General features: G+C 70.3%; 16 protein-coding genes. 11 read left to right on the top strand and 5 right to left on the bottom strand.

Annotation, left to right across the window (positions count from 1 at the left end):
* Positions 1-182: 182 nt before the first annotated feature.
* Together AC3RX0_RS02585 and AC3RX0_RS02580 are read left to right on the top strand one after the other, a co-directional pair.
* Positions 183-1,250 (top strand): Glu/Leu/Phe/Val dehydrogenase family protein, encoded by a 1,068-nt coding sequence (locus AC3RX0_RS02585; RefSeq protein WP_491504374.1) that lies wholly within the window; start codon positions 183-185, stop codon positions 1,248-1,250.
* Between the two features lie 132 nt (positions 1,251-1,382).
* On the top strand, positions 1,383-2,975 hold the full coding sequence (locus AC3RX0_RS02580; RefSeq protein WP_491505362.1) for an AMP-binding protein: 1,593 nt from the start codon (positions 1,383-1,385) through the stop codon (positions 2,973-2,975).
* A gap of 32 nt (positions 2,976-3,007) precedes the next feature.
* On the opposite strand, the gene AC3RX0_RS02575 is transcribed toward AC3RX0_RS02580, so the two are convergent.
* Together AC3RX0_RS02575 and AC3RX0_RS02570 are read right to left on the bottom strand one after the other, a co-directional pair.
* Positions 3,008-3,799 carry an IclR family transcriptional regulator gene (locus AC3RX0_RS02575; RefSeq protein ID WP_491504373.1) on the bottom strand — a complete coding sequence of 264 codons (792 nt, stop codon included), beginning with the start codon at positions 3,797-3,799 and terminating at the stop codon, positions 3,008-3,010.
* On the bottom strand, positions 3,796-4,734 hold the full coding sequence (locus AC3RX0_RS02570; protein ID WP_491504372.1) for a sugar kinase: 939 nt from the start codon (positions 4,732-4,734) through the stop codon (positions 3,796-3,798). The genes AC3RX0_RS02575 and AC3RX0_RS02570 overlap by 4 nt, the downstream gene beginning before the upstream one ends.
* A 156-nt stretch (positions 4,735-4,890) precedes the next feature.
* Here AC3RX0_RS02570 and AC3RX0_RS02565 point away from each other — a divergent pair, with 156 nt between their 5' ends.
* From AC3RX0_RS02565 to AC3RX0_RS02530, 8 genes are all read left to right on the top strand, one after another.
* On the top strand, positions 4,891-5,370 hold the full coding sequence (locus AC3RX0_RS02565) for an FHA domain-containing protein (RefSeq protein WP_491504371.1): 480 nt from the start codon (positions 4,891-4,893) through the stop codon (positions 5,368-5,370).
* Between the two features lie 50 nt (positions 5,371-5,420).
* On the top strand, positions 5,421-6,101 hold the full coding sequence (locus tag AC3RX0_RS02560) for a GntR family transcriptional regulator (protein WP_491504370.1): 681 nt from the start codon (positions 5,421-5,423) through the stop codon (positions 6,099-6,101).
* Positions 6,102-6,279: 178 nt separating this feature from the next.
* Entirely contained in the window at positions 6,280-6,888 is a 609-nt protein-coding gene (locus AC3RX0_RS02555) for an ankyrin repeat domain-containing protein (protein WP_491504369.1), read from the top strand.
* 25 nt (positions 6,889-6,913) lie between these two features.
* Positions 6,914-7,780: an oxamate carbamoyltransferase subunit AllH family protein gene (locus AC3RX0_RS02550; RefSeq protein WP_491504368.1), complete on the top strand. Its 867-nt coding sequence runs from the start codon at positions 6,914-6,916 to the stop codon at positions 7,778-7,780.
* On the top strand, positions 7,780-9,339 hold the full coding sequence (fdrA, locus tag AC3RX0_RS02545; RefSeq protein ID WP_491504367.1) for an acyl-CoA synthetase FdrA: 1,560 nt from the start codon (positions 7,780-7,782) through the stop codon (positions 9,337-9,339). Before AC3RX0_RS02550 ends, fdrA begins: the two co-directional genes overlap by 1 nt.
* Positions 9,336-10,760 carry a YlbE family protein gene (locus tag AC3RX0_RS02540; protein ID WP_491504366.1) on the top strand — a complete coding sequence of 475 codons (1,425 nt, stop codon included), beginning with the start codon at positions 9,336-9,338 and terminating at the stop codon, positions 10,758-10,760. The genes fdrA and AC3RX0_RS02540 overlap by 4 nt, the downstream gene beginning before the upstream one ends.
* 68 nt (positions 10,761-10,828) lie before the next feature.
* Positions 10,829-12,340, top strand: coding sequence for a cytosine permease (locus AC3RX0_RS02535; RefSeq protein WP_491504365.1), 1,512 nt, complete (start codon positions 10,829-10,831; stop codon positions 12,338-12,340).
* Between the two features lie 27 nt (positions 12,341-12,367).
* A complete protein-coding gene (locus AC3RX0_RS02530; protein ID WP_491504364.1) occupies positions 12,368-12,826 on the top strand; it encodes a nucleoside deaminase in 459 nt (152 codons plus the stop codon).
* 59 nt (positions 12,827-12,885) lie between these two features.
* Here AC3RX0_RS02530 and AC3RX0_RS02525 read toward each other — a convergent pair whose 3' ends face one another.
* A complete protein-coding gene (locus tag AC3RX0_RS02525) occupies positions 12,886-14,196 on the bottom strand; it encodes a cytosine permease (protein WP_491504363.1) in 1,311 nt (436 codons plus the stop codon).
* Positions 14,197-14,328: 132 nt separating this feature from the next.
* Here AC3RX0_RS02525 and AC3RX0_RS02520 point away from each other — a divergent pair, with 132 nt between their 5' ends.
* Positions 14,329-15,261 carry a carbamate kinase gene (locus AC3RX0_RS02520; RefSeq protein WP_491504362.1) on the top strand — a complete coding sequence of 311 codons (933 nt, stop codon included), beginning with the start codon at positions 14,329-14,331 and terminating at the stop codon, positions 15,259-15,261.
* Between the two features lie 31 nt (positions 15,262-15,292).
* On the opposite strand, the gene AC3RX0_RS02515 is transcribed toward AC3RX0_RS02520, so the two are convergent.
* Together AC3RX0_RS02515 and AC3RX0_RS02510 are read right to left on the bottom strand one after the other, a co-directional pair.
* Positions 15,293-15,961 (bottom strand): GntR family transcriptional regulator, encoded by a 669-nt coding sequence (locus AC3RX0_RS02515; protein ID WP_491504361.1) that lies wholly within the window; start codon positions 15,959-15,961, stop codon positions 15,293-15,295.
* A gap of 31 nt (positions 15,962-15,992) precedes the next feature.
* Positions 15,993-17,453: a chlorohydrolase family protein gene (locus AC3RX0_RS02510; RefSeq protein ID WP_491504360.1), complete on the bottom strand. Its 1,461-nt coding sequence runs from the start codon at positions 17,451-17,453 to the stop codon at positions 15,993-15,995.
* Between the last annotated feature and the right edge of the window lie 114 nt (positions 17,454-17,567).

Here is a 17,567-nt window from a genome sequence, read left to right as displayed (position 1 = left end):
GCAGCGGACGCGTTCAGATCGCAGGACTTTCTGTCGCACGGCGCTCGACACGCCGCGATTCGGGATGCCGGGGCCGGCTCTTGCTGTCATCTGGACGACGCGCACCGGGCAGAATGGAGACAGGCGCCGCGAAGCCGCGGCGCCGCACGCACAGCCCACAAGGCCCGCCGAAAGAGGTCGCGATGTCGCACACCCTGCCCCTGCCCGATTTCGTCCACGAGCGCGTGGAGGTGATCACCGGAGCGCGCAGCGGCCTGTTCCTCACCGTCGCGCTGCACTCCTCGGCGCTCGGCTCGGCGCTGGGCGGCGCCCGCCTGTGGACCTACCCGCACTGGAGCGACGCTCTCGGCGACGCCCTGCGCCTGTCGGCCGCGATGACGCTGAAGAACGCCGCGGCCGGGCTCGACACCGGCGGCGGAAAGTCCGTCATCCGCCTCGAGCCGGGCCAGACGCTCGACGCCGACCGGCGCCGCGCCGCCTTCCTCGACCTCGGCGACGCGGTCGAATCCCTCGGCGGCCTGTACCGCACGGCGGAGGACGTCGGCTCCACCGCCGAGGACATGCTCACGATCAGCGAGCGCACCGCGCACGTCGTGGGCCTTCCCGACACCGCGGGCGGCGAAGGCGAGCCCGCCGGTCCGACGAGCCTGGGCGTCTACGAGTCGCTGCGCGCGACCCTCGAGCGCGTCACCGGATCCGCCGACGTCGCCGAACGACGCATCACGATCTCGGGCCTCGGCCAGGTCGGCGGGCGCCTCGCCCAGCGGCTCGCCGCCGAGGGCGCGATCCTCACGGTCACCGACGTGAACCCCGCCAAGAAGGAGGTGGCGACCCGCCTCGGCGCGACCTGGGTCACCCCGGGCACCGAGCAGCACGTCCCCGGCGACGTGTTCGTGCCGGCCGGCATCGGCGGCGTGCTCGACGACGAGGTCATCGACGCGCTGCAGGTGAAGGCCGTCTGCGGCCCGGCGAACAACCCGCTGGCCGACCGCTCGGGTGCTGCCCGCCTGGCCGGCCGCGGCATCCTGTACGCCCCCGACTTCGTCGTCAACGCGGGCGGCGTGATCTACCTCGACCTCGAGGCGAAGAAGCACGGCACGCGCGAGGAGATCATGCAGCGCGTCAGCGCCATCGGCGACACCGTGCGCCGCATCTTCGACGAGGCCGAGGCCGCCGGCACGACTCCCCTCGAGGCCGCCGAGAACCTCGCCGCGGCACGCCTGGACGCGGCCCGCACCGCCCGGGTCTGACCCGCCCGCACGCGGACCGAGTATCACGAGAGCTGATACTCGGTCCGCGTGGCATGATGGTCGCAACCGGTGACGGAGCCGGCCGCCGACACCAGCATCGGCGCGTGCACGATGAATCAAGGGAGAAGCCTCGTGTTCCACAGCCCGTTCCCCGACGTCGAGATCCCCGAGCTCAGCGTCTACGACTACCTGTTCGGCGATCTCTCCGACGAAGACCTCGCCCGCGTCGCCCTCATCGACCCGGCCACGGGCGCCGAGACCACATACGGCGCCCTCAAGGCGCAGATCGACGCGTTCGCCGGCGCCCTGGCCGCGCGCGGCGTCGACGAGACCACCGTGATCGGGCTGCTGTGCCCCAACGTCCCCGCGTTCGCCGTCGTCTTCCACGGCGCGCTGCGCCTGGGCGCGACCGTCACGACGTTCAACTCCCTGTACACGGCCGGCGAGATCCAGAAGCAGATCGAGGATGCCGGAGCCACCTGGATCGTCACTGTGAGCCCGCTTCTGCCGCACGCCGCCGAGGCGGCCGCCGCCTGCGGCATCGCCGAGGACCACGTCATCGTCCTGGACGGCGCGGAGGGGCACCCCGATCTGCGCGAGCTGCTGGGCGAGCAGCGCACCCCTCCCGAGGTGCACATCGATCCCGCCACCCACGTCGCCGCGCTCCCGTACTCGTCGGGCACGACCGGGGTGCCCAAGGGCGTCATGCTCAGCCATCGCAACCTCGTCGCCAACGTCGAGCAGTCGCGCGTGAACATCGACCTGCGCGCCGCCGACCGCGTGCTGGCGGTGCTGCCCTTCTTCCACATCTACGGCATGACGGTGCTGCTGAACCTGGCCCTGCGCCAGCGGGCGAGCCTGGTCACGATGCCGAAGTTCGACCTCGTCGAGTTTCTGAAGAACATCCAGGACTTCGGCTGCACCTACCTCTACATCGCGCCGCCGATCGCGGTCGCCCTGGCCAAGCATCCGATCGTCGACCAGTACGACATCTCCACCGTGCACACCGTGTTCTCGGGCGCCGCCCCCCTGGACGGCGAGACCGCGGAGCTTGCCGGCCGTCGCATCCACGCCCGGATGATGCAGGGCTACGGCCTGACCGAGACGAGCCCGGTCACCCACGCGATGCCGTACACGCGCGACGACATCCCGGTCAGCTCGGTCGGCGTCTCGCTGCCGAACACGGTCTGCAAGCTCGTCGACCCCGACAGCGGCCAGGAGATCACCGAGTTCGGCGACGACGGCCGGACCCGGCCGGGCGAACTGTGGATCAAGGGTCCACAGGTCATGCTGGGCTACTTGAACAAGCCGGATGCCACAGCCCATGCGATCGATGCAGACGGCTTCTTCCACACCGGCGACGTGGCCACCTACAGCGAGGGCGGCTGGTTCACGGTGGTCGACCGCGTCAAGGAGCTCATCAAGTATCACGGGTACCAGGTGCCGCCGGCCGAGCTCGAAGCGCTGCTGCTGGGCCACCCGAAGGTCGCCGACGTCGCCGTGATCGGCGTCCCCGACGACGAGGGCCAGGAGATCCCGAAGGCCTTCGTGGTCCCCGCCGCCGGCGCCGAGCTGACCGCCGACGAGGTCATGGAGTTCGTGGCCGGGCAGGTCGCACCGTACAAGAAGGTGCGCCGCGTCGAGTTCATCGACGCGATCCCGAAGTCCAGCGCCGGCAAGATTCTGCGCAAGGATCTGCGCGCCCGCGAAGCGGCGGCCCGGTAGGGCGCGGGCGCCCACAGACCCGCGGGTCGCCGCTACCTCGGCAACGCGGCGATCCGGGGCAGCTGTCCGGGGTCGGCGGGCGCCGACCAGCCGAGGTCGGCCGAGGCGCCGGCCGCAGCGCGCAGGAGCGCGGGCAGTAGGGTCAGGGCGGCTGCGGCATCCATGCTCACCGTCGGGACCGACACCGACAGCGCCGCTGCGACCCGCCCCCAGGCGTCCCGAATCGGGGCGGCCAGGCAGTTGAGGAACGACTCGTGCTCGCGGCCGTCGCTGGCGTAGCCGTCCAGACGCACGCGCTCGAGCTCGGCCAGATAGGCGTCGGGCGAGTCGATCGTGTTCTCGGTGAACCGCGTGTAGAGGATGCCGCGAGCCGTCCGTTCGCGTTCGGCCGACGCCAGCGCGGCCACGAGCACCTTGCCGACGGCCGTCGCGTGCAGGGGCGCGGTCAGGCCGATGCGCGAGTACATCCGGATGCCGCGACTCGGCTCGACCTTGTCGATGTACACCGCCTCGCCGGCTTCGAGCGCCGCCAGGTGGATCGTCTGGCCGGTCGCCGCCCCCAGCGCCTCGAGGTGCGGGCGGGCGGCCTGGCGCACGTCCCATCCGTCCAGCGCCGTGGCCGCCAGGGCGAACAGCCGTCGGCCCAGGCGATACCGGTGCCGCGCATCGTGGGCGACGAAGCCCTTCGCCTCCAGGGTCTGCAGCAGGCGCAGCGCGGTGGACTTGTGAACGTCGAGCCGTGCCGCGCACTCCTCGAGCGAGCGCGGGCCGCCCTCGAGCGCCGCGAGCAGCTCGAGCGCACGGTCGACGCTCTGCGTGGTCACGACCTCGCCCCGACGTGGTCGCCGGCGACGGCGAGCGCCTGCGCCGCGGTCGCGTGCCCCGCCTGCACGCACGATCGCAGGTCGTCGCCGCGCAGGATGCCGCCCAGCAGCCCGGCGGCGAACGCGTCGCCGGCGCCGATCGCCTCGACGACGTCGACCCGGCCGGGGGCGACATCCACCCGCCGGTGGCCGTCGAACGCGGTCGCGATGCCCGCGTCGTTCTTCACGACGAGCAGGCGCGGCGCGTCGAACAGCGCGCGCACGTCGTCGACCGTGCGCACGCCGAACACCGCCTCGGCCTCGTCGAGCCCGACCAGGACGATGTCGGCGAGGCGCGCGAACGCGGCGATCGCCTCGCGCCCGGCCTGCTCGCGCCCGTGCCATAGCGCGGGCCGCCAGTTCACGTCGAACGAGACCAGTGCGCGCCCGCGCACCCGATCCACGAGCACGCGCTGCGTGGCGTGGGCGGAGTCGGAGAGGGCCGGCGTGATGCCTGTGGTGTGCACGAGGTGCGCCTCGGCCAGCGCTGCGGCCACGGCCGGTTCGTCGAGGTAGTCGGGGGTCATCGCCGAGGTCGCCGACCCCGTGCGGTAGTAGTGCATGACGCTGCGCGCGAGCCCGACCTCTTTCACGTACAGGCCGGTGGCGGCTGTCGCGTCGACGTCGACCGCGTCGACGTCGACGCCGAGTTCGCCCAGCAGCCGCGTGGCGTAGCGGCCGAAGCCGTCGTCGCCCACGCGCGTGAGCATGCTCGCCCCGATGCCCTGCGCGGCCAGTCCGATCGCGACGTTGGCCTCGGCGCCTCCGAGGGAGCGGCGGAAGGTCTCGGCATCCTCCATCGCCCCCGGCTGCTCCTGCACCAGCACGGCGAGCACCTCGCCGAAGGCCGCCACACGCCGGTCAGTGCGCGGTGCGGACGGGATCGACGGGACCATGCGGCGAGACTAGCCCCCGACGGGATCGCGTGCAACGCACGTTGCACGATGTGCAACGGGGGATTCCGCAGGCCCACGACGCCGAGGTTCGGCCCTCGTGCGCTCAAACGGGCCTATCCTGAGGGAATCCGACTCAGCGATGAGTGAGGAGTGATCATGACCGGCAAATACACTCCGACCACCACACACGGTGCATGGGGCTCGGGTCATCCGCACCTGATCGTCAGCAGCGACGACGAGCACCTCGAGGTGCCGCTGGATCGCGACCTGGTGCGCATCGGATCGTCGAGGGACGTCGAGGTCACGCTCGACGGGCTCGCGTCGCTGCACGCCGAGGTCCACCACGACGTGCGCGACGAGTACGTGCTCGTGCTGCACGGTCCGGCGACCACCAGCGCGCGGCACGAGCCGATCCCGACGATCGGCGGCAGGCCGGGCGAGATACTGCGCACGGGCGCCCGGTTCGTGCTCGGCGACTGGGCGTTCGTGTTCATGCGCGAGGAGTTCGCCGACCACGGCCTGCCGTACGGCGGGCGCACCGGCGGCGAAGGCGCGCACGAGCCGCACCAGCCCAGCCGGCCCGACTACACCGGCTCGCATCCGGTGATCACGCCCGACATGCAGCCCAAGCGCTGACGGGGCGCGCCCGTCGAGCCGCCGGGCGGCCACCCCCTATGCTGGCAGACATGACGGATGACACGGCCACCGACCGCGCCGACGCGTCGATGCCGCAGCCGTCGCTGGTCGAGGTCGGTCTGGAGTACATCCGCGACCGCATCGTCTCGGGCGAGTTCGCACCGGGCAGCCGGCTGAAGGAGCGCGATCTCGTCGAGAAGATCGGCATCTCGCGGGTGCCGGTGCGCGAGGCGCTGCGCAGTCTCGCCACCGAGGGCTTCGTCACACTGAGCCCCCGGCGCGGCGCCGTCGTCACCCCGCTCGAGCTGCGCGACCTCGACGAGATCTTCGAGGTCCGCGAGGCGCTCGAGGTGTTCGAGTGCGAACTGGCCACACAGAAGGCCGGCCCCGCCGAGATCGCCCGCATGAAGGGCATCGTCGACGAGGCCGACGCCGCCCTGGCCGCGGGCGACGACGAGGGCGTGATCGACGCCAACCTGCGCTTCCACCAGCTGCTCGTGGAGATCTCGCACAACGACGTCCTCGCGCGCATGCTCGAGCCGATGCGCAATCGGCTGAACTGGCTGCTGCGTCAGAACGACGACAACACGCAGCTGTGCCGCGAGCACCGCAGCATCGCCGACGCCATCGCGGCCGGCGACGTGCGCCGCGCGCGGCGCCTGGCCCGCGCGCACGTGAAGACGTCGAAGAAGGTCGCCATCGAGCGGCTGTTCGGCGTCTCGGGTCGCTGACAGCGCCGCCGCCGCACCCGCTCTGTGCGCATTCTGCCGCGGCTGTGCCGTCTTCTGCCGTCCTCGCGGCAGCTCGTGTTTCACCATGTGGCGGTTTCTGGTAGGCCAAAAAGACGATATGGTATGCAAGAGCGACCCGCTCGGGTCCGCTGTCCAAGCTAAGACACGAGGTGGATCCATGCGGCAGCCCCTGCAGAACCCGACGGAATGGCCGACGCTGGCGGCGACCGCGACTCCCGACGACATCACGCGCGCCCTCGCGGGCGGCGCCGACATCGACGGGGTCGACTCCCAGGGCCGCACCGCGATCCTGATCGCCGCGAAGGCCGGGCGCCTCGACATCGTCCGGATGCTCATCGACCTCGGCGCCGACCTCGACAAGCAGGACCAGGTGCGTCTGAACCCGCTGCTGTGGGGCTGCATCTCAGGCGACCTCGATCTGGTCAGGCTCATGGTCGAATCCGGCGCCGACCTCGAGCGCCGCACGCGCTTCGACGGCGCCCCGATCCACCCGCCGGCAGAGAAGGGCCACGTCGAGATCGTGCGCTACCTCGCCGAGCACACCGACTGCAACGTCAACCACACGAACCTCTGCGGCTGGACCCCGATGCTCGAGGCGATCATCCTGCGCGACGGGGGCCCCGTCCAGCAGGAGATCGTGAGCCTGCTGATCGGCGCCGGGGCCGACCCGACGATGGTCGACCAGTGGGGCACCTCTCCCCTGCAGCACGCGCAGGAGAAGGGCTTCGCCGAGCTCGCCGACATCCTCACCGCCGCCCTTCCCTGATCGGGGAACGACAGAGCGAGGCGATGTGACGACGGTGGCGATGGCGATCTCGGCGGATGCCGAGGTGCTGGCGACGCCCGCCCTGCTGAGCGGACGGATCCATTCCGTGTTCGCCTCGGTCGTCAATGTCTGCGCCGCCGACGGATCGCTGTGGTGCCTGGCCGCCGCCGGCGTGCCGGCCGGCCCCCGCCAGATCACGGTGGACGCGGCATCCTTCACCGGCCTCGGACTGAACGAAGACATGACGGTCGACGTCACGGCGGCCGACGTGCGCATCGGCGACCGGCTGAGTGTCGCGCTTGCCGGCGCCCGCCCCTGGACGACGCCGCGCGCGCACGGCCCGGTCGTGGCCGGGCGGGTCGCAGAGCTCGACGAGGCGCTGGCCCAGGTCGGGGTGCCGGGTGGCGCCCGCTCCGGCCACGACCTGTTCTCGCACGCCGTGGCCGAGCGCATCCGTTCGGCGCTGGACGCGATCGCGTCCGGCGTGCGCAGCGGCGACGTGGCCGCCATCACCGGCGCCGCATCGGGCCTGGTGGGCCTGGGCACCGGGCTCACGCCCGCCGGCGACGACGTGCTGACCGGCCTGGCGTTCGCCGCGGCCCAACTGGGCGGCGAACTGGCGGCGATCCCGGATGCCGTGGACCGCGCGGCACGCGACGGCTGGACGCACGCGATCTCGCTCACGGCGCTGCGCGAAGCGTGCCGCGGGCGCGCGGTGCAGCCACTCGCCGACCTGCTGAGGGCGCTGTGCGCGGACGGCCCCCACGACGGCGCCCGTTCGATCCCCCGTCTCACGGCCGATCTCGTCGAGATCGGCCACACATCCGGCACGGACCAGGCCACCGGGCTTCTGGCAGCCGTGTGCATGACCCAAGGAATGCGAGGAAAGTGATGCCCACAAGGTCACTGATAAAGAAGAACACCTACATCGATTCCGTCTCGCTGATGGCGATCTCGACGAAGGCGGGGCAGTTGGACGGCGTGACCAATGCGGTCGCGGCGATGGCGACGCCCATGAACAAGGACGTCCTGACGAACCAGGGCCTGATGACCCCCGAGATCGACGAGGCGACCCCGGGCGACCTGGTCCTGATCGTCGTCACCGACGGCGACGAGGCGACCGCGGACGCCGCGCTCGAGGGCCTGATCAGCCTGCTCGACCGCAAACCCAGCGGCGAGAGCGCCGAGATCACCTACCGCACGATCCCGGCCGCGGCAGAGGGCCGTTCGGACGCGAACATCGCGGTGATCTCGGTCAACGGCGAGTACGCCGCGCACGAGGCGCACAAGGCGCTGGACGCGGGCCTGAACGTCATGCTGTTCAGCGACAACGTGACCGTCGCCGACGAGCTCGCGCTCAAGCGGAAGGCCCACGACGCGGGGCTGCTGGTGATGGGTCCCGACTGCGGCACCGCCATCATCAACGGCGTCTCACTGTGCTTCGCCAACAAGGTCCGCCGCGGGCGCATCGGCATCGTGGCGGCCTCGGGCACCGGCGCGCAGGAGCTGAGCGTGCGCATCCACGACTTCACCGCGGGCGTCTCGCAGCTGATCGGCACCGGCGGGCGCGACCTGTCGGCCGAGATCGGCGCGATCATGATGCTCGACGGCATCGATGCGCTCGACGCCGACCCCGACACCGACGTGATCACCGTGATCTCCAAGCCCCCGGCACCCGAGGTCGCCACCACGGTGCTCGACCGCCTGGCAGCCTCGGGCAAGCCCGCCGTCGCGTGCTTCCTGGGCGCGAACGACGAGCTGAAGAAGGCCGGCGCCGACCGCGGCGTGCAGGTCTTCGACCGCACCAAGCCCGCGGCCCTGGCCGCGGTCGTCGCCGGCGGCGTGCGCGAGGAGGATCTCGACCTGCACGCGCTGAACCTGCCGCTGATCGACGAGGTGCGCGCGAAGCTGAAGCCCGAGCAGCAGTACATCCGGGGCCTGTTCTGCGGCGGCACGCTGTGCGACGAGTCGATGTTCCTGACCCTGGAGAAGTTCCCCGAGGTCTATTCGAACATCCAGAAGGACCCGTCCAAGAAGCTCAAGGGCACCGACGCGTCGAAGGCGCACACGTTCCTCGACTTCGGCGAGGACGAGTTCACCAACGGCAAGCCGCACCCGATGATCGACCCCTCCAATCGCATCGAGCGGTTCCTGGTCGAGGCGGCCGACCCCGAGGTCGGCGTCATCGTCATGGACTTCGAGCTCGGCTACGGCGCGAACCCCGACCCGGTGGGCGTCATGCTGCCGGCGATCGTCGAGGCCAAGCAGAAGGCCGAGGCCGCCGGACGTCACCTCGAGATCCTCGCCTACGTGCTCGGCACGAGCGAGGACGCGCAGGGCTTCGACGCGCAGGTCCACAAGCTCACCGACGCCGGGGTCACCTGGGCGTCGTCATCCACCAACGCGGGACTTCTGGCCCGCGAGTTCGTCAGCAAGGGAGAGAACGCATGAGCACGGTCGCGGAGATTTTCACGCGCCCGCTGTCGGCGATCAACGTCGGCGCGGCGATGTTCGCCGACGACATCAGCGCACAGGGCGCGTCGGTCACGAACCTCGACTGGACGCCGCCGGGCGGCGGACGACCCGAGATCGTCGCGGCCCTCGCGGCCCTGTCGCGCCCCGACCTCGTCGAGAAGATCGAGGCGGCGAACGCTGAAGCGGTGAACCGCATCATCACGTCGCAGCCGGTGCTGGTGGGCTACGGCCAGGCGATCGACGTCGTGCCCGGCATGACGAAGAAGACGATCCTGCACGCCGGCCCTCCGATCACGTTCGAGCGGATGGCCGGCCCCATGAAGGGCGCCGTCACCGGTGCGCTCGTGTTCGAGGGGCTCGCCGGCGACCTCGACGAGGCGTACGAGCTCGCCGCCTCGGGCGAGATCACGTTCTCGCCCTGCCACGAGCACCAGACGGTCGGCTCGATGGCCGGTGTGACCAGCGCCTCGATGTTCATGCACGTCGTCGAGAACCGCCCGTACGGCAACTACGCCTACACGAACCTGTCGGAGCAGCTCGCGAAGATCCTTCGCATGGGTGCGAACGACCAGTCGGTCATCGACCGCCTGAACTGGATGCGCGACGTCTTCGGACCCATCCTTCGCGACGCGATGGTCTCGGCCAAGGAGATCGACCTGCGGATGATGCTCGCCCAGGCCCTGCAGATGGGCGACGAGGCGCACAACCGCAACAACGCCGGCACGACGCTGCTGATCCAGGCGCTCGCGCCGCACATCCTCGAATCCGACTTCTCGACGAAGGACAAGCAGGACGTCTTCACCTTCGTCTCGTCGTCGGACTACTTCTCGGGGCCGACCTGGATGGCCACCGCGAAGGCCGCGCTGGACTCGGCGCACGACATCGAGTACTCGACGATCGTGACGACGATGGCCCGCAATGGCGTCGAGTTCGGCATCCGCGTGTCGGGCCTCGGCCAGGACACCTGGTTCACCGGTCCTGCCCAGTTCATCGAGGGCCCGCTGTTCCCGGGCTTCACGAAGGACGACCGCGGGCGCGACATCGGCGACTCGGCGATCACCGAGACCTACGGCATCGGCGGTTTCGCGATGGCCGCGGCCCCCGCGATCGTCCCGCTCGTGGGCGGCACGGTCGAAGAGGCCATCGGCTACTCGCGGACGATGATGGAGATCACCACCGCGACCAACCCGAACCTGACGATCCCGATCCTCGGGTTCCGCGGGACCGCGACCGGCATCGACGTCCGCAAGGTCGAGGAATCCGGCATCCTGCCGCTCATCAACACGGCGATCGCGCACAAGGATCCCGGCATCGGCATGATCGGCGCCGGCATCACGCATCCGCCGGTGGAGGCGTTCCACGCCGCCACGCTCGCGCTGGCCGAGAAGTACAAGTAATCCCCCTCCCGGGCCCGTCGCCCCCGCCGGTGACGGGCCCGACCCATACCCCCGAACACGAGGAAGCCATGACCACCACGACCCGTCCTGTCGATGCGGAAGGCATCGCTGAGATCCCCGACGCGGATATCGACAGATATCTCGAGCGCGGCTATTCCGCAGAGGTCCTGCCGCTGCGCAAGAGCGAGCGCACCTGGGGAACGGCCAACTTCATCACGGTGTGGATGGGCCCGGTCCACAATCTGCTGTCGTACTTCACGGTCGTAGGCTTCTTCGCCCTGGGCCTGAACGCCTGGCAGGTCGTGGCGGCCATCATGACCAGCGCGGTGATCGTCTCAGCCGGCTACGTGCTCAACGGCGTCGCCTCGGCGCGCTACGGCATGCCGTTCGCGATGCTGGTGCGCGACGTGTTCGGCGTCAAGGGCGCCGTGATCCCGAGCGTCGTGCGGGGCCTCGTGGCCGGCTTCGTGTTCTTCGGCGTGACCACGGTCTCGACCGCACAGGCGCTGGACGTGGCGATCGACCAGGTCTTCCCCGGCTACCGCGACTTCGCCGGCGACGCGAACGTCCTCGGCTTCCCGATCCCGTCGCTGATCTCGTACGCGATCATGTTCGTGATCACGATCGCGCTGTACCTGGGCGGCCAGAAGTTCCTCGGCAGGTTCGCCAACTGGGCCTCCCCCGCCGTGTACGTCCTCGCCGTGATCGCCGTCATCATCGCCCTCGTGAACGCCGGCGGCTTCGGCGCGGCGTTCTCGTTCCACGCCGAGGGCGCCCCCGGGTTCACGCCGGTCGCCTTCATCACCTGCGTGTCGCTGCTGGTGTCGAACTGGGCGGGCCCGATCGTGAACACCGGCGACTACTCGCGCAACGCGAAGAACGCGCGCTTCCCGAAGATCGGCTTCCCGGTCGGCATGATCGTCTCGTACATCCTGTTCGCGGTGGTCACGGTCGCCTTCATGGCGAGCCTGAACGCGGCCACCGGCGGCAGGTTCGACATCAACAAGCCGTCGGTGTTCGTCGACGCGATCGGCTCGATCGGCAACCCGGTGATCATCGTGCTGCTGATCCTCGCCTTCAACGTGGGCGCCACGGCGTTCTGCGTCTTCGGCAACATGCTGCCCTCCGGCCTGCAGCTGGCCGCACAGCTGCCCAAGGTCTTCACCGTGAAGACCGGCGGCATCGTCGCGGCGGTCCTCGGCACCCTGATCGTGCCGTGGCAGTTCGTCGAGTCGACACAGATGCTGGGACTGTTCTACGGCTTCATCGGCTCGGTGTTCGGACCGATCGCCGGCATCATGCTCGCTCACTTCTTCTTCGTGCGTCGCGGTCAGGTGAACATGGACGCCGACATGTACGTCGCGCCCGGCACGAACGGCACGTACGCGCACGGCATGAACGCGAAGGCGGTGACGCTGCTGATCGTGAGCTTCGTCGTCACGATGTCGGGAGCGTTCCTGCCGAGCGTCGAGCTGTTCGCGACCTCCAACAAGTTCGCGTTCTTCGTGGGCCTGATCATCGGCTTCTTCGGGTACCTGCTGGCGAGCCTGCCCGCCCGCAACGCCGACCGCCGGCTCTGACCGATCCTGAGAACGAGGAGACACATCATGGACGAATACTTCCGTCTGGCCACCGAGGCGACGCTCGCCGGGATGGATGCCGGGACCGGCGGCCCCTTCGGCGCCACGCTCGTGGCGCCCGACGGCGAGGTCGTGTGCGCGGTCGGCAACACCGTGGTCAAGGAGATGGACCCTTCGGGCCACGCGGAGCTGGTCGCCGTGCGCGAGGCGTGCAGCAGACTCGGCACGCTCGACCTGTCGGGGTACACGATGTACGCCACGTGCGAGCCGTGCCCGATGTGCGTGTCGGTGATGATGCTCGCGGGCATCACCACCTGCTACTACGCGTCGACGGATGCGGATGCCACCGAGGGCGGCTTCCCGGTCGACCACCTGCGCGACTTCCTGACCGGCGCGCGGCCCGACGCGTTCGAGCTGGTGCACGTGGCCGAGGGCCGCGACGACTGCGCCGGGATCTGGACGCAGTGGAGTGCCGCGCGGGCGTGACGGAGGGCACGAGAAGGGGGGCCCGGGCGCACGCCCGGGCCCCCTCGTCGACGTCGAGACTATTCGACGGCCGCCGCGCTCGGCTGCCGGCGCGGCGCCTCGATGGCCAGATACACGATCAATCCGACCAGCAGGCCGGTCACGGCATCCGAGAATCCGGGCGCCACGATGTGCACGAGCAGCCCCGCCGCCGAGCCCGCGGCCCAGGCGACGAACGCCATCGGCCGGATGCGGCGTTCGGCGCGAGCGGCCAGGCGCCTGGCGAGGATGATCTGGTCGGCGATCAGCACGGCGCCCAGCGGTGGCACCACGACGCCGAGGATCGACAGCCAGTTCACGTAGTAGTGCCAGGCCCCGAGAACCGCCGCGAGCAGGCCCACGGCTCCGAGGATCAGCGTGAGCAGCCGCATCTTCGACCGCACCAGGTGCGACCACCCCAGTGCGCCGTTGTACAGGCAGTGCGTGCACACCGAGCCGAGGTTCACGACCACGAACACGACCACCAGCGCGTTCAGCAGCAGGTTGCCCGGCCCGGTCAGGATCGGGGTGAAGTCGCCGCCGGCGTTGGCCGGATCGGCGATGGCGCCGGCGGCCACCAGCACACCGCCGGACAGCTGCGCCACCAGGCTCGCGACCGGGAAGGCGCTCGTGGTGGCCAGCACCGCCTCGCGCCCGTTCTTCGACCACCGGGTGAAGTCGGCGGTCATGGTGCCCGAGTCCAGGAACGTCGCCATGATCGCCGTCACGGCCACGCCGAACGTCATCGCGCCGCCGCCGACGCCCGCGAACTGGAAGACCTGCCCGAAGTCGTGCGTCTGCGACGCGATCGAGAAGGCGATCACGACGGCGATGATGAACAGCGGGGCGGCGATCGCGCCGATCCACGACAGCGCCTTGATGCCCAGGTACGTGGCGGCGATGAACAGGATCGCGACGATCCCGGTCGTCAGCGGCTCGTTCCACCCGAACGACAGGTGCAGCGCTGAGCCGGTGGCCCCGGCGTTGAAGGCGAACCAGCCGACGACGATCGTCGCCAGCAGTCCCGACGCGATCGCATAGCCGGTGGTGCCGAAGGTCTCGGTGGTCTGCAGGGCGAAGCTCTTGCCGGTGCGGCCGGCCCGGTAGCTGAGCAGGCTGACGTAGACGAACATGATGAGGTTCGCCACGAGGATCGCCGCCACACCGGGCCAGAATCCGAGCATCGCCACGACGATGCCGCCGGGGACGGCATTGGTCAGGATCATCGGGAACCCGAACCAGACGGCCGAGACCGTCAGCAGGGACTTGCGGTGCGAGAGGGGGACGGGCGAGTGCTCGAACTCGGACTCGAGTCCGCCCTCGCTGACGGCCGCGTCTTGCGCTTGTGCCATGGGTGGTTGCTCCATTTCGGTCACGCCGAGCACACCGGAACATCGGCGTTCAGCGCATTCTGGTATACACGTTCAGCCTACTCTGGTATACCTAAATGCAACAGAGTTCTGTCTGAAACGGAGAGCATCAAGATGCGCATCGTCGTAGCCCTCGGGGGCAACGCACTCGCCCGCCGCGGCGACCCGATGACCGCGGACCGCCTGCGGGCGAACGTCCGCTCCACGTGCGAGGCCCTGGCTGGCCTCGCCCGCGAGCACGAGGTGGTCATCACCCACGGCAATGGTCCCCAGGTGGGTCTGCTCGCCCTGCAGAACCTCGCGTATCGTGACGTCGCCGCCTACCCGCTCGACATCCTCGGCGCCGAGACGCAGGGCATGATCGGCTACGTGGTGCAGCAGGAGCTGTCCAATGCGCTGGACGGCCAGCGCAAGGTCGCCGGCGTCATCACGACCACCGTCGTCGACGAGAACGACCCCGCCTTCGAGCGCCCGACCAAGCTCATCGGCCCGCAGTACTCCGCCCACGACGCCGCCGAGGCGGCCGCCGAATACCGCTGGACGATCGCGAAGGACGGCAAAGCCTTCCGCCGCGTCGTGCCCTCCCCCAACCCGATCAAGATCGTGCAGGCCCCGCTGGTCAAGCTCCTGCTCGACAGCGAGTACCTGGTCGTCTGCGTGGGCGGCGGCGGCGTGCCGGTGCGCACGGACGCGGCCGACAAGCGCCACTTCGGCGTGCAGGCCGTCGTCGACAAGGACCTCGCCAGCGCTGCCCTGGCCGCAGACCTCGAGGCCGACATGCTCATCATGCTCACCGACGGCGACTACGTCAGCCAGGATTGGGGCACGCCCGAGCAGAAGGACATCCTGACCGCCTCGGCCGACGCGATCGCGAAGCTGCAGTTCGCCGAGGGGTCGATGCAGCCGAAGGTGGATGCCGCGATCCGCGTGGCCCGTGCCGGCGGCCGTGCCCTCATCGGCCCGCTGGACCGCCTCGAGGAGCTCATGAACCGCACCATCGGCACCGAGATCCGCCCCGACGTCAAGGGCGGCATCGTCTACGTGTGATCTCGCGCCGCTCGCCGCGCCGCCGGGGTGATCACCATCCCAGCTGCGCGGCGAGGGCCGCGATCACCGGTCCGCGGGCGAGCTCGATGTGGGCGTGCGTCTGCGCACCCGCGAGTTCCGCGTTGCCGTCGGCGACCGACCGGAAGATCTGCCGGTGCTCGTCGGCGTGCTCGCTCTCGCGCGTCGTGCGGGTGAGACGGAACACCCATTCCATGCGCCCGAGCATGGGCCCGAGCGCCCGCATGAGGATCGAGTTGCCCGACAGGCGCACGATCTCGGAGTGGAACTCGAGAGTGGCCTTGCCCGGCGCGTCGCGGTCGTCGGGCTCCACACTGCGCTGCAGCGCCTCGGCGAGCCGGTCGACCGACGCGTGGCCCGCCGCGACGCGCGCGGCGGCCCGCCGGGCCGCGAAGGGCTCCACGCACAGTCGCGCGTCGAACAGCTCCTCCATGTCGGCGCGCGTCACGTCCGCCACTCGAGCGCCGCGGTTGGGCAGCGTCACCACGAAGCCCTCCGCCTCCAGCCGCTGAAGCGCCTGGCGCACGGGGATCCGCGACACGTCGTGCCGCTCCGAGAGCTCTCGCTCCTTGAGTCTCGAGCCCGGCTCGAGGGTGCCCTCGACGATGCTGCGCCAGATCTCGCGATACACGCCCTCCGCCAGCGCCGTGGCGGCCGGGACGTCCGTCCGGGGGAAGTCCATTCGTCTCCTGTCTGGTGTCACGTGTCCGGGGTCACAGCGCGGCGTAGACCGTCGGGAACAGCTCCTCGGCCTCGCCCCCACGGTAGTCGCGCTCGGAATAGGCGGCGCGCATCTTGGCGAACAGCGTCGCGGTGTCGCGGCGGATCGCCGCCAGGTCGACACCGGGGATCTGGCCGTCCCGCATCACGATACGACCGGCCACCATGGTCAGGCACGCGTCCCGCGCGGTGCCGGCCAGCACGAGCGCGCGCAGCGGGTCGTCGATCGGGCCGGTCCGCACGTCGTCGAGCCGGAACGCGGTCAGGTCGGCCTGCGCGCCCACGACGATGCGGCCGAGGTCGGGTCGGTGCAGGGCAGCCGCTCCCCCGAGCGTGGCGGCATCGATGTAGCCGGCGACGTCTCCGCACGAGAGGTCGCGGTTCTGTGCCTTCGCCACCGAGACCCCGGCGTCGATGCCGCGGATCAGGTCGGGCGGGAACGAGTCGGTGCCGAGCGCGATCGTCAGCCCTGCGTCGCGATACCGGGCGAAGGTCTCGAGCTCGGACCCGTACCGCGCGTTGGTCAGCGGACAGTGCACGATGCTGGCGCCGGCCCGCACGAGGCGGTCGAGGTCGCCGCGGTCCTCGCCGTCCACGCGTCGGTTCACGTCGAGGAACACGCCGTGCGGGATGATCAGGCGATCGTCCAGCAATCCGCAGCGCGCGATCAGCTCCAGCGGCGTGCACCCGTGCTCGCGCAGCACGTACTCGCGCTCGAAGGCGCCCTGCAGGGCGTGCAGGCGGACGAGTGCCCCGCGCTCGTCTGCCGCACGCGCGGTGGCCTCGAGCAGCTCGACGGTCATCGTCTCGATGCGGCACGGCAGCAGTACACCGGTCAGCAGCGGGTCGGCCCGCTCGGCGAGCTCGTCGACGAACCGGATCGCGTCGGCCAGACCCCGTCGCCCCTCGTCCTCGTCGAACAGGACGTCGCGGCTGCCGTCGGAGCGGACGACGTTGACGCCGGAGCGGTAGCTCGGGCCGAGGAAGCCGCGCAGGCCCAGGCGCGCCGAGAAGTCGGCCATCGCGCGCAGCTCGTCCGCCGACTCGGCCCAATCCGAGTGCACCTCCGAGGCGATCGGCATGTACGTGGTGATGCCGTGCAGCGCCAGCTGCACGAGGGCGATCTCGCGGATGCGCGCCCGCTCGGCGGGCGTGAACACGGCGCGCCGGCGCGTGAAGTAGTCGGCCGACCACTGAAGACGCGCCGCGGCTGCGGCATCCCCCCACGAATCCAGGATCAGGTGATCGATGTCGCTGAGCGCATCCAGGTCGATCAGCCCCGGCATCAGCACGCTCTCGCCGAGGTCGATCCGTTCGTCGTGGGCCGGCGCGCATGCCCGTGGCCCGACGAAAGCGACGCGGTCGTCGTCCACCAGCACGGCGCCGTCCGTGAGCAGCCGATGCGCACGGCCGTCGGATGCGATGACGTGGTCGGCGGTGACGAGGGTTCGCATCGCACTCCTTCGTGTGATCTCGGTACGGGGTTCCGGCGCTTGGTATCCAAACTGTAGCCACATGGCGTGTCGAGGGCAATGCGCGGGCAATATTACGCAGCATCAGGATGCCTC

It is taken from the genome of Microbacterium sp. W1-4-2 (assembly GCF_058349885.2).
This window is presented reverse-complemented; position numbering and strand designations above follow the sequence as displayed.

Coding starts and splice junctions, on each gene's coding strand:
- AC3RX0_RS02585 (WP_491504374.1), top strand. CDS start 183: ATGTCGCACACCCTGCCCCTGCCCGATTTCGTCCACGAGCGCGTGGAG.
- AC3RX0_RS02570 (WP_491504372.1), bottom strand. CDS start 4,734: ATGGTCCCGTCGATCCCGTCCGCACCGCGCACTGACCGGCGTGTGGCG.
- AC3RX0_RS02565 (WP_491504371.1), top strand. CDS start 4,891: ATGACCGGCAAATACACTCCGACCACCACACACGGTGCATGGGGCTCG.
- AC3RX0_RS02560 (WP_491504370.1), top strand. CDS start 5,421: ATGACGGATGACACGGCCACCGACCGCGCCGACGCGTCGATGCCGCAG.
- AC3RX0_RS02555 (WP_491504369.1), top strand. CDS start 6,280: ATGCGGCAGCCCCTGCAGAACCCGACGGAATGGCCGACGCTGGCGGCG.
- fdrA (WP_491504367.1), top strand. CDS start 7,780: ATGCCCACAAGGTCACTGATAAAGAAGAACACCTACATCGATTCCGTC.
- AC3RX0_RS02540 (WP_491504366.1), top strand. CDS start 9,336: ATGAGCACGGTCGCGGAGATTTTCACGCGCCCGCTGTCGGCGATCAAC.
- AC3RX0_RS02535 (WP_491504365.1), top strand. CDS start 10,829: ATGACCACCACGACCCGTCCTGTCGATGCGGAAGGCATCGCTGAGATC.
- AC3RX0_RS02530 (WP_491504364.1), top strand. CDS start 12,368: ATGGACGAATACTTCCGTCTGGCCACCGAGGCGACGCTCGCCGGGATG.
- AC3RX0_RS02525 (WP_491504363.1), bottom strand. CDS start 14,196: ATGGCACAAGCGCAAGACGCGGCCGTCAGCGAGGGCGGACTCGAGTCC.
- AC3RX0_RS02520 (WP_491504362.1), top strand. CDS start 14,329: ATGCGCATCGTCGTAGCCCTCGGGGGCAACGCACTCGCCCGCCGCGGC.
- AC3RX0_RS02515 (WP_491504361.1), bottom strand. CDS start 15,961: ATGGACTTCCCCCGGACGGACGTCCCGGCCGCCACGGCGCTGGCGGAG.
- AC3RX0_RS02510 (WP_491504360.1), bottom strand. CDS start 17,453: ATGCGAACCCTCGTCACCGCCGACCACGTCATCGCATCCGACGGCCGT.